13 protein-coding genes are annotated in these 15,082 nt (G+C 47.9%); all 13 read right to left on the bottom strand.

All coding sequences use genetic code 11. The features are described 5' to 3' along the window. Position 1: 1 nt before the first annotated feature. Positions 2–577 (bottom strand): aminodeoxychorismate/anthranilate synthase component II, encoded by a 576-nt coding sequence (gene pabA / locus NSS94_RS00330; protein ID WP_165150716.1) that lies wholly within the window; start codon positions 575–577, stop codon positions 2–4. Positions 578–582: 5 nt separating this feature from the next. After that, positions 583–2,205, bottom strand: coding sequence for an anthranilate synthase component I family protein (locus NSS94_RS00325; RefSeq protein WP_341038273.1), 1,623 nt, complete (start codon positions 2,203–2,205; stop codon positions 583–585). A gap of 126 nt (positions 2,206–2,331) precedes the next feature. Beyond that, positions 2,332–3,270, bottom strand: coding sequence for a cysteine synthase A (gene cysK, locus NSS94_RS00320; RefSeq protein ID WP_341038272.1), 939 nt, complete (start codon positions 3,268–3,270; stop codon positions 2,332–2,334). A 239-nt stretch (positions 3,271–3,509) separates the two neighbouring features. After that, positions 3,510–4,454, bottom strand: a complete 945-nt coding sequence (locus NSS94_RS00315; RefSeq protein ID WP_341038271.1) for a peptidyl-prolyl cis-trans isomerase — start codon at positions 4,452–4,454, stop codon at positions 3,510–3,512. Positions 4,455–4,474: 20 nt separating this feature from the next. Beyond that, a complete protein-coding gene (gene hslO, locus NSS94_RS00310) occupies positions 4,475–5,359 on the bottom strand; it encodes an Hsp33 family molecular chaperone HslO (protein WP_025718327.1) in 885 nt (294 codons plus the stop codon). Between the two features lie 217 nt (positions 5,360–5,576). Beyond that, entirely contained in the window at positions 5,577–6,344 is a 768-nt protein-coding gene (locus tag NSS94_RS00305; protein ID WP_039274025.1) for a type III pantothenate kinase, read from the bottom strand. A 6-nt stretch (positions 6,345–6,350) separates the two neighbouring features. Continuing rightward, positions 6,351–7,241, bottom strand: coding sequence for a carboxylating nicotinate-nucleotide diphosphorylase (gene nadC, locus NSS94_RS00300; RefSeq protein WP_039274023.1), 891 nt, complete (start codon positions 7,239–7,241; stop codon positions 6,351–6,353). After that, a complete protein-coding gene (gene nadB, locus NSS94_RS00295) occupies positions 7,231–8,844 on the bottom strand; it encodes an L-aspartate oxidase (protein WP_341040371.1) in 1,614 nt (537 codons plus the stop codon). The genes nadC and nadB overlap by 11 nt, the downstream gene beginning before the upstream one ends. 277 nt (positions 8,845–9,121) lie before the next feature. Then, positions 9,122–11,161, bottom strand: a complete 2,040-nt coding sequence (ftsH, locus tag NSS94_RS00290; protein WP_029514626.1) for an ATP-dependent zinc metalloprotease FtsH — start codon at positions 11,159–11,161, stop codon at positions 9,122–9,124. 97 nt (positions 11,162–11,258) lie between these two features. Next, on the bottom strand, positions 11,259–11,798 hold the full coding sequence (gene hpt / locus NSS94_RS00285) for a hypoxanthine phosphoribosyltransferase (protein ID WP_023986447.1): 540 nt from the start codon (positions 11,796–11,798) through the stop codon (positions 11,259–11,261). A 47-nt stretch (positions 11,799–11,845) separates the two neighbouring features. Next, positions 11,846–13,294 carry a tRNA lysidine(34) synthetase TilS gene (gene tilS / locus NSS94_RS00280; protein ID WP_165150730.1) on the bottom strand — a complete coding sequence of 483 codons (1,449 nt, stop codon included), beginning with the start codon at positions 13,292–13,294 and terminating at the stop codon, positions 11,846–11,848. A gap of 66 nt (positions 13,295–13,360) precedes the next feature. Further along, a complete protein-coding gene (locus NSS94_RS00275) occupies positions 13,361–14,299 on the bottom strand; it encodes a protein kinase domain-containing protein (protein WP_023986445.1) in 939 nt (312 codons plus the stop codon). Beyond that, positions 14,283–15,032, bottom strand: coding sequence for a VWA domain-containing protein (locus NSS94_RS00270; RefSeq protein WP_029514624.1), 750 nt, complete (start codon positions 15,030–15,032; stop codon positions 14,283–14,285). Before NSS94_RS00270 ends, NSS94_RS00275 begins: the two co-directional genes overlap by 17 nt. Positions 15,033–15,082: the final 50 nt, after the last annotated feature.

Raw genomic sequence — 15,082 nt, 5'->3', positions numbered from 1 at the left:
ATCAAACGCCTACCTTGCGTTTTAGGAAATTGCGTAACAGCTGATGCCCGTAATCCGTAATAATGGATTCTGGATGGAACTGAACTCCTTCTACGGAAAATTCTTTATGCCGCAAACCCATAATTTCACCTTCTGCGGTTTCAGCGGTAATCTCTAGACACTCAGGCAGACTCTCGCGCTCTACCAGCAATGAGTGATACCGGGTTGCTGTGAACGGAGAAGGCAAGCCTTCAAATACTGACGTATTGTGATGAAGAATCGGTGAGGTTTTACCGTGCATGAGTCGTTCAGCCCGGATAACCTTACCGCCAAAAGCCTGTCCGATGGCCTGATGGCCGAGGCAAACGCCAAAAATCGGAATGCGACCTTTAAAATGGCTGATCACATCCAGTGATATCCCCGCCTCATTCGGCGTGCATGGACCCGGCGAGATCAAAATATGCTCTGGTGCCAGCTCTTCTATGCCTTTCACATCAATCTCATCGTTCCGTTTTACGGTTACTTCTTCGCCAAGTTCACCCAAATACTGAACAAGATTGTACGTAAACGAATCATAATTATCAATCACCAAAATCATACGACTCACCCTCCTGTGATACCGCTTCTGCTCAAAGCGGCTTCTTCTTCACCACATTGTACCGCCTTCATGACAGCTCTGGCCTTGTTCCGACATTCCCGATATTCCCTGTACGGGTCTGAATCAATGACGATCCCCGCACCTGTCTGTAAATAGGCAGTGCTGCCTTTAACAGCTAGTGTTCTTATTATAATATTTAATTCCATATTGCCGTTATAGTCAATCCATCCAAGGGACCCAGTATAAGGCCCCCGCCGGACAGGCTCTAATTCTTCGATGATTTCCATCGTGCGCACCTTGGGTGCCCCGGTAATGGTTCCGCCTGGAAAAGTAGCCGCAATTACATCTATAGCTGTACGACCTGAGGCTAACTTCCCCTCCACCTGAGAAACCAAATGCATAACGTGCGAATAATACTCGACAGTCAGCAGTTCAGGTACATGCACCGATCCGTATTCGGCAATCCGTCCGATATCGTTACGCTCCAGATCGACGAGCATAATATGCTCGGCGCGTTCTTTTTCGCTTGATAGAAGCTCTGCTGCCATAGCGGCATCTTCGTCCGGTGTTAGCCCCCTTCTTCTCGTACCTGCAATAGGTCGGGCGCTCACACGTCCATCCTCCAGCTTCACCAACAATTCTGGCGAGCCACTGACGATCCGTAAATCCGGCATACGCAGCATACCCATATAAGGGGATGGATTCAGCAGACGAAGCCATTCATATATATTCTCAGGAAGGGCTGCAAGCGTACGTTGCTGACGAATCGACAAGTTAACCTGGAATACATCCCCTTGGGCAATATATTCCTGCACACGTCTTACGGCCTGTTCAAAATCTTGTTGGCTGAATGCCGCTGTCCAACCTTCAGATTCTTGATGAGCAGCCTCTAATCCTTTTTCGGACAGCCGAGCACAACGGCGAGGATGAGCTGGATCAGTCTCTCCCGCATGTATGATGTTCTTCCACTGAGTCAGCATGCGTTCTGCACGTTGGACCGCTTCGGCATAAAGTTTGCCAAGTATCGATATGGTCTCATCCACCATAAGCTCATTAGCCAAATCAGTCTGGCTACTGAATTCACCGGAGCGGGCAGGATTGGGCATATGAACAGCACAATATATGCAGGATTTTTCGTGATCATAAATCCATAACTCATTCACCCTCATCCATACATAATCAGGTATGCCCGTATCGTCTGCAGCTTGAGATGGCAAACGCTCCAACGAGCGAGCTACATCGTATCCAAGATAACCTGCAAATCCTCCAGAGAAAAAGGGCATGCCAGGTACACGCGGTGCACGGTAAGGAGCGATCCAGTTATTCATGACTTTCAAAGGTTGACCATGTATATCTCCATGCTTCCCACTTTGCAAATCGGTCCAAACTGCATGTTCTCCCTTGCCTTCCAATACAGCAACCGGATTTAAGGCCAGATAGGTGTACCTCCCACCTTTAGCGCTCTCCAGCAAAAAGGCATATGGCGACGAATCCTCCCAAGCCTTCCGCCACGATGACGGTAGCCCTCCCACGGGTAATGGGTACTCAGCGATATAGGGAAGTATGCTCCAGCCTTCCTCCTGCCAAACCTGCCACTGCGCCTCCGTCACTCTAGCTGTCGATTTCATCCGTGTGTGCTTCCCCTTCCCTACTTTTCAATAAGTCTACATTCTCTCCTTAAAAAGAAACCCCCACTCCCCTGCAACAGGGAAATGAGGGAATCCTTACGTATAGTATACACAATTACGACATAATTACAGCTCGAAATTGTATAGTGGTGTACTCAGGTAACGTTCTCCATTACTTGGAATAATGACAACGATCCGTTTACCCTTGCCCAATTGCTTAGCAAGTTTCAAAGCCGCATGGACAGCCGCGCCAGATGAAATACCGGACAAAATGCCCTCTTCCTTGGCCACTTTACGTGCTACCTCGAAAGCTTCGTCGTTTTCTACATGAATAATTTCATCATAGATATCACGGTTTAAAATTTCAGGAATAAAGTTGGCACCCAACCCTTGGATCTTGTGGGGTCCTGGCTTACCGCCTGCTAACAGCGGGGAAGAGGCAGGTTCTACGGCCACAACTTTAATATCAGGGAATTCTTTCTTAAGCACTTCACCGGCTCCAGAAATGGTTCCGCCAGTACCTATTCCCGCTATAAAAGCGTCCAGAGTTCCGCCAATGGAACGAATGGCTTCCACAATCTCAGGACCGGTCGTTTCACGGTGAATTTTGATATTAGCTTTGTTCTTGAACTGCTCAGCAGCAAAATAATCCGGATTTTCACTCAGCAATTCTTCCATTTTCTTAACAGACCCGTTCATGCCTTCTGATCCTGGTGTTAACACAAGTTCGGCTCCATAAGCGCGCAACAAATTACGACGCTCTATGCTCATCGTTTCTGGCATAACGATGACTGCCTTATAGCCCTTCGCAGCAGCAACCATAGCCAAGCCGATTCCTGTGTTACCGCTAGTTGCTTCAATAATGGTACCGCCTGGCTTAAGCAGACCTTCACGTTCAGCTTCTTCTACCATACTAATCGCAATACGGTCTTTTACACTGGAGCCTGGGTTCTGATATTCCAGTTTCAAATAGATTTCGGCGCTATCTTCCGGTACGATCCGGTTGAGGCGAACGAGGGGGGTTTCCCCGATAAGTTCGGTGATGTTATTAACAACTTTAGCCATGATAATTCCTCCCTGACTGTAGATGATATATTAAAAAATGCGAAATCATATTGTAGATCATTCTTAGTCAATCAATTTAATTTTGTACCGTTCATTTAATTTCCGATAAAAATAGTGGGTTTTATACGCTAATCATAACAATCTTCAATTCCAATGTCAATACAAGTGAGTAAGCTGCGATGCTGTCAACCCGCGTTATCAGCATCGCGCTTCCTTCAAACCAATATTCTTTCACTACGTTACAGAGAAGCGGAGGATGCATTCTTTTCAGATAAAATACGCGCTCCATACTTATCACGCAGACTCTTCTCAACCTCTTCCAAAGGAGCGGCTTGTGCAAGCGCAAGAGATCGACGAATTTGCTGCCGGATCTGCTGCTTATCCGGAGAATTCTTCAACCGGACATCCTGTACATAAATGACAGCATAGCCATCGTTAACAGAGATTGGACCCGCAACATCCCCAGAGCTTAGCTCTCTCGCCGCCTTCATAATCGCCTCCGGTTGAAATGGATCATATTCATCCACCCATCCCAGCTGTCCACTGCTATCTTTGTCGAAAGGCTTACGTGAATGCTCTTGAATCAGCACATCGAAGCTCTCCCCCTGCTTAACCCGGTCTAGCAGCGCTTCTGCCTCCTCCGCATTATCCACATAAAGAGCTGCCAATTGGATCTGCTTACCGACGGCAAATTCCTCGGGATGCTGCTCCCAATACTCGTCAATCTCAGCTTCCCGAACTTGAATACCCTGCGTAGCTATTTTCTCCAAACCAATCCGGTATTCCGCTTCATTCCGCAAGTCAACCGGATCTAAGCCAAACTGTCGCTGCATTTCATCAAAGTAGGTATGATCTGAGTCATACCCTTTACTATCCTGCTCCAGCACCTGCTGTAAGTCCTCTTGGGTGATCTTGATACCGAGACGCTTGGTTTCAGCCTGCACGGCTTTACGATTCAACATTTGCAACAGCGTATTGGTTCCATATCGCTTTTTCAGTTCCGCTACCCACTGTTCCTCCGATATGCCTTCCTGACCCATCTCCGCCACAGTATGATCGCCGTCATCCTTGCTTACATCACCCGGCTTTGACAGCCCCCGAAGCATGATAAGACCACCCAAGGCGGCGACGCTAACGGTCAGAATAATGACAGCTGTCCATAATCCCTTTTCCCGTGTAGTCATCGCTTGCACCGCCCATCCGGTTAGGCTTTGGCTTGATCTAACAGATTTTGCAGCTCATCTTTATTAAACTGATAAGCCTCATTACAAAAGTGACATACGACCTCAGCCTGTCCTTCTTCCTCAATTAACTGCTCTAATTCGCTTTCTCCCAAACTGATCAATGTTTTTTCCACGCGCTCACGTGAACACTCACATTGAAAATGGATATCCAATTCATCGAGAATCCGAACGTCCGGCAACATCCAGCGCAGCATTTCATCAAGTTCCAACCCTTGATCCAGCAAAGCGGTAACGGGCGGAATGGAGCTGACTGCATTTTCGATCGCAGTTATCTCATCATCATTCAAGCCTGGAAGCAATTGAATAATAAATCCACCGGCCACAATAACCGAGTTATCAGTATCTACCAGCACACCCAAGCCCACCGCTGACGGGGTCTGCTCCGATTTGGCAAAATAATAGGTAAAGTCCTCACCCAGTTCACCGGAAATAATCGGAGTACTGCCGCGATACGGTTCTTTTAACCCCAAATCCTTGATGATATGAATGAACCCCTCTGTACCTACAGCACCCGCTACATCCAGTTTGCCCATACTATTGCTCGGCAAATGCACATGTGGTTCAGTAACATAACCTCGCACTTCCCCTACAGCATTGGCATCAACGACGATTTGCCCAATCGGTCCATCACCTTTAACTTGAATGGTTAATCGCTCTTTGCCTTTTAGCATAGAACCCATAATAGCTCCTGCTGTGAGGGTTCGCCCCAAAGCAGCGGTAGCCGTTGGATACGTATCATGTCTTCTCCGCAATTCCTCTACCAATTGAGTTGTCCGAACAGCAAAAGCTCTAACCCTCCCATCCATGGCTGTGCCACGAATAAGTCGATCCTGCTTATTTTCCATATTTATATCCTCCCCTATTCTCCAGGACAGCTATGCTGCTTATTTTCGTTGTATTGCTCATCATTGAAGCATAATTTCCTACTATATAAACAACCTGCATCGACAGATCACGCGAATTGTTCAAAAACGTAACATATTTCAGTATAGACGAAAAACGCCGCTAATCCAAACCGATAAGATCATCGGTTGGACGCAGCGGCAGCTTATATCCACTTTTTTATTCAGCGTTACGTTGGTAAATGATACGTAATCCTTCAAGCGTCAACATCGGCAACACTTTCTGAATGCTCTCTGTCTCTGATGCGATTAGCTCTGCAAGACCTCCGGTAGCAATAACCGTAGGCTCCGCCTGCATTTCTTCCTTAATGCGCCTCACAATGCCATCCACTTGCCCAGCATAACCGAAGATAATCCCAGCTTGCATGGCATGAACCGTATTACGACCAATAACCTTTTTGGGTTTCTCCAACTCGATACGGGGCAGCTTGGAAGCCCGTTGATACAGTGCCTCTGTCGAAATTCCGATACCCGGCACTATTACACCACCCAAGTAGTTCCCCTTATCGTCAATACAATCAAACGTCGTCGCGGTTCCAAAATCCACCACAACCAGCGGCCCGCCGAACCGTTCGACAGCCGCAACAGCGTTCACGATCCGATCCGCACCTACTTCACGCGGATTCTCATAACGCAGGTTAAGACCGGTCTTGATTCCCGGTCCGACGATTAACGGCGTTTTGCCTATGTATTTATCGCACATTTCTTCTAATACACGGACCAATGGCGGAACGACAGAGGAAATAATAACTCCATGGATGTCATCCTTTAATACGCCACCCATACTAAAAAGATTATGTATGAGTACGCCGTATTCATCTGCGGTTGCCTGTCTGGAGGTACTTATCCGGTAATGGTGCAACAGCTCCCGCCCTTCGTACATCCCCAGAACAATATTGGTATTACCTACATCCACTACAAGAATCAATGGGTGTCACCTATCTTTCTTTGCGTTAAGGTCAAGGCTGATATCCAGACTATGAAAGGAGTATGTCAGCCTGCCTACAGAAATCACATCTACGCCACTCTCAGCCATCTCACGCACTGTATCCAGCGATACATTGCCCGAGGCTTCTGTTTTGACATGTGGTGCCCGTTCCCGAATGAACCGAACGGCTTCCTTCATATCTGGGGCAGACATGTTATCCAGCATAATGATATCCGCCCCAGCTTCCAGGGCTTCCTGCACTTGTTTCATGTTTTCCGTCTCTACTTCAATCGTCATCGTATGCGGTATATTAGCACGCGCTCGACTCACAGCTTGTTCAATCCCACCTGCGCCCTTAATATGATTATCCTTAATCATAACAGCATCGTACAGGCCAAAGCGATGATTCGAGCCACCGCCTACACGAACAGCATACTTCTCCAGCAGCCGATGTCCCGGTGTTGTTTTGCGTGTATCCACCAAGCGGGTGGACAAACCATGCAATTGATCTATAAAAGCTCGAGTCCGCGTGGCAATGCCAGACATTCGTTGGAGCAAATTTAACGCCAGTCGCTCTCCAGTCAGAATCGCATGGGTACTTCCATTTACTTCAGCCAAAACGCTTCCCTTTTCAATCCACTGTCCATCGGTCACCAGCGGAGTGAACGACAAGGAAGGGTCCACTACCTGAAATACAAGGGCAGCCACGGGTAAACCCGCAACTACGCCGCTCTCCTTGGCATGAATGACAGCCTTGGATTGGTGGCCCTGCTCAATCGTCCAGCGCGTGGTCACATCGCCAGAGCCCGTATCTTCTCGCAGCCAGCTGCGAATTTGTGCCGTCAGTTCCTCCTGATATCCACTAAACTCTCCATAAAGCTCGCTGTTAGATGTCATGAACGTACTCCTCCGTTATCCCTTGATCACGTCGCTGCTGGACATGCTTTCGCCAGGCGCTATCATCTGTCTCAGGAAAATCCTCGCGATAATGCGCTCCCCGGCTCTCCTCACGCAGTAGCGCACCATCTGTTACTAATAAAGCACATGTGAGCAAATTGGCAAATTCGATCTCTTCCCGGCTAGCGATCACAGCCTTGAAAATAGGCAATTGCCCTTGCAGCTCATCTAATGCTGCTTGCAGCCCCTCGCCGTGCCGACGAACTCCAGCATAACGAACCATTGCTTCTTGCAGCTTATGCCGTTGCTCCGTGACGGATGAAGCCGGGAACTCTGTGCGGTTATCGCTATAAGATATCAACGTATGGCCGACCAGCGGTGGCAATGAATGCAGTCGCTCAATAATCCTGCTGGCGAATACAATAGCTTCAGATAATGAATTGCTCGCAAGACGATTAGCTCCGTGAACACCTGTAGAAGAGGTCTCTCCGCAGGCGAATAAACGCGCAATGGAGCTTTCCCCGTGTAAATTGGTCTGAACACCACCCATCATATAATGGGCAGCAGGCGCAATGGGAATCCAGTCTGTCGTCATATCCAAACCAAATGACAGACATGTCCGATAAATGGTTGGAAAACGTCGCTTCACCCGCTCAGGCGGCTCATGCGTAATATCCAAGTATACAAACGCAGCTTGGGTGCGTTCCATCTCATGAATGATAGCACGAGCTACGATATCTCTGGGTGCAAGCTCCTGCCGTGAATCATACTTGTCCATGAAGCGTTCTCCGTGAATATTGCGTAACACGGCTCCTTCTCCCCGTACAGCTTCGGAAATTAGAAACCTTGGAGCGCCCGGATGGCACAACGCCGTAGGATGAAACTGTATGAATTCCATATCCCGGACAATCGCCCCAGCACGATACGCCATAGCAATACCATCCCCGGTTGCAATATCCGGGTTGGTCGTATAACGGTATAATTGCCCGCTACCTCCTGAGCACAAAATCGTTGCATTAGCAGTGATATACGACCTTTCCCCACCTGGCTTTTGGACGAGGGCCCCAATACACTCACCATGCTCAGTCAGCAGGTCGACGACCATGCACTCTTCCCACACTTCGATACCGGGATGAGCAGCAACCTGCTTTGACAACGCACGAACAATTTCATAACCCGTAGCGTCCCCATTCGCATGCAAAATACGCCGATGGCTATGCGCTCCTTCCCGTGTCAATGCTAGTTCACCATCCACACGATCAAAAGCCGTTCCCATACGTATTAACTCTTGAATACCACCTGGACCTTCATGGACAAGCGTTCTGACCGCCTCTGGTTCGCACAAACCTGCACCAGCAATCAGGGTGTCCTGCATATGATAAGCAGGTGTATCCTCATCCGATGTGACAGCAGCAATACCGCCTTGAGCATAACGTGTGTTGCTTTCCATCAAAGTCTTCTTGGTGATCAGCAACACTTTCCGATTCTCTGCAGCCTTAATGGCTGTATATAAGCCCGCAATGCCCGAGCCGATAATTAACACGTCGGCTTCCAATCGGGTCAATTCCGCTACATCAAAATCAACTAGATATCTTGGAATCATGCCTTCACCTGATTTCACAGAAGAATAGCGCACACCATAGGTTCTACAGTATGCGCTCACGTATATGTTCAAAATAATAGAAAGTCGATTGCAGCAGCTGTTGGCTTTTATAAGCTAAGAAGACGACAGCCGTTTATTTAACAATAAATGTACACAACGTTCCGGTGTCTGTCAAATCACGTTAGCAATAATCTTCCATTTAAAAAGCTCCGGAAAACCAATAATACCTGGTTCCCCGGAGCTTGCATATAAGCTTATTCAACTATCCATTGAATGATTAGGTTGTTGTCGGTGGAGTACCACCGGAGTTGCCCGAATTGTTATCATCCTCTGGCTTTTGCAGATTAGGGATATCATTCGGTTGATCTGTTGTATTCTTAGGCTCTTCATCCTTACCTTGAATACGTACACGGACGTCTCCAATGTTGTCGATCACAGGCTCACCGTTTTCCGGTGTTCCTTCTCCCTCAGTCGTGCCACCATCCAAAGAACCTGTCTCAATCAAACGTTTGATTTGTTCAAGTTCCAAGGTTTCTTCTACCAGCAAGGTTTGAGCAATCAAATGAACCTCTTTGGAATACTTGGTCAGGAGTTCTCTAGCACGCTCATAAGATTCAGTGATGAAACGATTCATCTCCTGGTCAATCTGATAAGCGATCTGATCACTGTAGTTCTGCTCATGACCGATATCGCGTCCAAGAAATACTTGGCCTTGTGAAGTACCGAACTGCATCGGACCAAGTTTCTCACTCATACCATATTCTACGATCATGCTACGTGCGATGCTTGTTGCTTGTTGGAAGTCGCTATAGGCTCCTGTTCCGATTTCACCAATGAACAGTTCCTCGGATACGCGTCCACCCAACAATCCAGTGATTTTGTCCAGCAATTCCTGCTTGGTTGTCAGCATGCGGTCTTCCTTCGGAAGCATGATAACATATCCGCCTGCACGTCCACGTGGAATAATTGTTACCTTGTGAACCATATCGGCATTTTCCAAGAAGAAACCGATAATCGTATGGCCTGCTTCATGATAAGCAACAATTCGTTTCTCGCGGTCACTGATTACGCGGCTGCGTTTTTCTGTACCTACGATAACACGGTCGATGGCTTCATCTACTTCTCGCATCGAAATATCCCTGCGGTTACGACGAGCCGCCAACAAGGCAGCTTCGTTCAACAGATTTTCGAGATCAGCGCCTGTAAAGCCTGTTGTACGTTTCGCAATTACGTCCAATTTAACATCCTTCGTTAATGGCTTGTTGCGAGCATGTACATACAATACTGCTTCACGGCCTTTAACATCTGGACGGTCAACCGTAATTTGCCGGTCAAAACGTCCTGGACGAAGCAACGCCGGGTCTAGAATATCCGGACGGTTTGTAGCAGCTACGATGATAATACCTTCGTTTGCGCCGAATCCATCCATTTCTACGAGCAATTGGTTGAGCGTCTGCTCACGTTCATCATGTCCGCCACCCAATCCAGCGCCACGTTGACGTCCAACGGCATCAATCTCATCAATGAAAATGATACAAGGTGCGTTCTTCTTAGCGTTCTCGAACAAATCGCGAACACGGGAAGCACCGACCCCGACGAACATTTCTACAAAATCAGAACCTGAGATACTGAAAAACGGTACTCCAGCCTCGCCTGCAACAGCTCTTGCCAAGAGTGTTTTACCCGTACCTGGAGGGCCCACTAACAGAACACCTTTCGGGATACGAGCGCCCACAGCTGCAAACTTGCGTGGGTCCTTCAAGAATTCTACGACTTCGACAAGCTCCTGCTTCTCTTCGTCAGCCCCTGCCACGTCCTCGAACGTAACCTTCTTCTTCTCTTCGTTATACAGACGGGCTTTGCTCTTGCCGAAGTTCATAACTTTGCCGCCACCGCCCTGTGCCTGATTAAACAGGAAGAAGAACAACAGGAACATGATCACCAAAGGAATGATAGAAGTCAAAAACGTCAGCCAGATGCTCTCGCCTTCCATTTTCTTCTGTACATATTCAAACCCGTTCGTTTCGCTGGCATTTACCAGTTCACTTAGTGCTTGATCCGTTGGTGGAACATATACGGAAAAATTGGTCGATTTAGCATTAGCCGGCTGCTTCTTATATGCACCGGTTACAAGATAGGCGTAACCGTCAAATTGGACCGTTACTTTAGAGATGTTATTAGCTTTAACCTCTTGCCGTAATTGGTCATATCTAGGGAGATCGGAGGCTTCGTTACTGTTACTAACAAACTGAACGATACCCACCACAACTAAAAAAAGAATCAAATAAAAACCAGAATTCCGGATGAACCGATTCATCCCCTACCTCCTCTCGAGACACTTAAGTTATTTTACCATAGCCTGTAAGTCCTTCTCAACAAAGGGCCTTATTTAGTCCTAGGACTGGAGGCTGAGATTAGCTGGTATAGATTTCCGGCTTCAAAATCCCTATGTATGGGAGGTTCCGGTAGTGCTCGGCATAGTCCAGACCATAGCCGACAACAAACGCATCTGGAAGCGTAAATCCAGTATAATCTGCTTCAAGATTAACCGTCCGGCGTGCAGGCTTGTCGAACAAGGTTACGACACATACCGAATTGGCATTACGATTCTTGAGCAGTTCAATCAAATGTGTCAGCGTCAGGCCGCTGTCGATAATATCTTCGACAATCAGAACGTCGCGTCCTTCCACAGATGCGTCCAAATCCTTAATGATTTTGATGATACCTGAGGATTTTGTGGACGCTCCATAACTTGATACAGCCATGAAATCAAGCTCCAATGGCACTGTAATGGATTTAACCAAATCAGCCATAAAGATAAACGCACCTTTCAGTACGCAAATCACCAATGGATTTTTCCCTTCATATTTTACGCTGAGCTGTGCACCCAATTCCTTAATTTTACTCTGAATTTCTTCTTCGCTGATCAATATTTCCTGAATATCATTTTGCAACGGTGTAAACCTCCTAAGTTTATACTATGAAAGCCGTTCCTGTGCAATTACCGGTGCCCCGGACTCTCTCGTCTTTGCCATGACATATATATAACCGAAGACGTGTGCTCTTGCACCGCGGCATGTACAGAACGTCGTACGCCCGGAATCCAGAGAATAGCTCCAGAGTGGTCGCAGACGATGGGAATAACGGAACGCATTGAAGGAGGTATTTTTTCATTAATAAAAATATCTTTAACCTTTTTTCTTCCGTTTAATCCCATTACATACATGGTATCTCCAGGTAATCGCGAGCGTACAGTCAAAGGCAGACTCAATTGATCTGCGTCGAACCACGCTTCCTCCTTATTGGCCGGATGATCCCCATCCAAATAGGAAGCCCTTCGCCACCGAAGTATACCACCTGCCTCAGGCAACTCTAGCTCACCGGAAATAGGCAATACACTTAGTCCATAGCACCATTCGCCCATAACGACTTGCGTACGGTCAAACAAAACCGCTTGGTCATATTCGCGGACTCCAACCGCACCGCCTCCCAAATCCAAACTCCATGTAGACGATGCCTCTTGGAGAAGTCTTAGTCGAACGGTCTCAATTTTACGAAAATCAAAATTTTCACTGTCCGAAGGCAGATAATTTAATATTAGTTTAATCAACCTCCGTTGTAAAGCAACGGGTAGCTTACGGTATGAAGCGATGGGAAACATGTACCTGCCATTATCCAAGCTCACCATTTTCTCGTATACTGACAGCGTAGATGCCTCCATAAAGTCATTTTCGTCAGCCATCGTTTCGGCCAGCCGGTTCAGAGATGGTGTCAGTCGCTCATTATATTGCCCCAAAAAAGGAAGCACATCCATGCGGATGGCGTTACGGCGGTATTTGGACGATAAATTAGTGCTGTCTATCACGTAGGAAAGACCATACAAGTTACAAAACTCAATCAGGTCAGCCTTGTACATACGTAGCAGCGGGCGAATGAGTTGCACATTTTTTTCATTGCGTGCCAAACGCATACCCGCCAAACCTGCTGGGCCGCTACCACGCAGCAAGTGCAAGAGAACCGTTTCGGCTTGATCGTCGCCATGGTGAGCCATTGCAATATGCTGTGCTTCCCACTTTGTAGCCATATCATGTAAAAAGCTGTAGCGCAGCTCGCGTGCTGCTTCCTGTGGTCCCTTACCACTCTCCTTCATATAAGCGGGTACATCGACCCGAGTCATTTCAAATGGAAGTTCAAGCTTTCGGGCAATATTGCGTACCACTTCAGCCTCCGCATCCGATTCCTCTGGTCTGAATCCATGATGAACGTGAGCGCAGACGAGTTGTAAAGGCATATGTATAACGGATATTTCATGTAAAATGTGCAAAAGGGCCACCGAATCCGGCCCACCGGATACAGCAACCACAATGCAGTCTCCGGGGCTCCACAGTGAATGATCTCGCGCCAAGGCGAGCACTTCCTGTACAACACCGGTCGGTTTTGTTGTTCCCATTCCCGACCCTCTTTTCTTCCGACCGTAAAAATGATGATCATCTGTTATCTTATGTAAGTCATGCTGCTACCTTAACGCAATCCAGAGCGCTCCGGCAAGCAGCAAAAGCGATACCGTGAAAGCATATCCCAGCCAGCGTGGATTCCCTCTTTTGACCGACGATTGCCTGACATGTGCGGAAGCCAAACGTGACCAAGATCGGGCCGCTGCACGAGTATCGGAATATTCTCCACGCACTGCACCCAGTAGCCATTCGGCATAGGGGCGTAATACACGGCTGCGGCGAATGATGACCGTCAATTCTGCCGTATTACGCAACTGTGGCAGCCTGCTGGCAGCCGCCTTTAACGATTCGCTCTCCAATATATGAATCGTTAGAAGAGCGAAGGCAAACAGGTCATACTGGGAATCGGCATTTCGGCTGCCAGCATTCCAAAATCCCCTGTCATACCATTCTGTAAATTGTTTAACACTCCGGCCAGCAAGAGACACCCCACCGTAGTCAATTAATTCAGCCTCTCCATAGGCATTGACCAAAATATTCTGCGGCTTCAGGTCGCCAAACACCCACCCTGCCTGATGGAGATCCGCCAGACGATTCAGTATACCGGTTCCAGCCACGCCATACCATTCCGGCCCTTTGGCTGCCACAAAGCGATGAAGTGGATCACCCTTAACGTACCGCATAACATAAAAGGGTATCTCTCCGCTGCGTAACACTACATCATCCACCTCAAACAAAAAGGAAGGATTTCCATTTCGCTGGAGGGCGGCCTGAGTGCCCTGAGACTGCAATGTGGTCAGCACATTAATCTCCGATTGCAGATCAAGCGTGTTCTTCCCCATTTTCAGAGCAAATTGCCGATCGGCCTGTGCTTCTTTTACCAAATATACAGTTCCGTTCGCTCCCCGGCCCAGCAAGCGCTGGATGACATAGCTGCTCCGCTTCCACTTGCCCTTGATGACCGTTCCGGGTGCAAGAACGGGATCAGACGACGTAGTCACCGAGCATCCCTTCTCCTTTGCCATAGGATTCTTCCAGATCTTTCTGTTCCCCTAGTGTAACATATCGGTAATAATCAATCACTTGTAAAATGGCAGGACCTGTCGGCGTCGCCCCTTTCATCCGCAAGCGTCCAAATATCGATTTGATCTGGTTAAGCTCAGAGGTCCAACCGATATCCATGACTGCGTCTTCTCCCATTTTGCCGCCCGGAAAATGAAATACCGATAGACGGCTGTGTCCGCTTCTCGACTGCAAGCTGAGCAGCAAATCGCGAATGCTGTCCTCTACAGCAGGCAGCTTGGGCTTCATGCTCGCACTTGCATCAATGAGCAAGGCAATCTCCAGGGTGCTTGTTTCTGTCAGCTCGTCCATCACCTCAACTACTTGGGCTCGTTTTGCCGGAGGAAGTTCACCGATATGTTTGGCGCCACCCTCGCCCAAAATGTGCGTTAACTCTCTATTAACCGCCTGCTGAATGGTTTGAACCACCGTTTTGCGCGTCATCATCTGCATGGTCTGTGCCAACTGCTTCGTCCCAACGATTTGGCTAAACCCTCCCCCTGCTTTAGCAATTTCTTGAATCTCCGCGCTGCCAAGCTCGCCAATAGTTCCATAATCTATGACTCCGGCGACATTCACTGTAATACCTTCCCGTAGAGCTTGGGCAGCCGCCATGACTGGACTAACACCTACATTTGAGCACCCGTCTGTAATGATCAAAATTTGCTTCATCGTTTTTTGACCTCCGCTTCCTCTTAATCTATTCCGATAGATTCTATCTT

The sequence above is a fragment of the Paenibacillus sp. FSL L8-0644 genome (genome assembly GCF_038008165.1).
GTDB lineage: Bacteria > Bacillota > Bacilli > Paenibacillales > Paenibacillaceae > Paenibacillus > Paenibacillus polymyxa_D.
The sequence above is the reverse complement of the archived record's forward strand: the minus strand, read 5'-3'. Positions and strand labels throughout refer to the sequence as shown.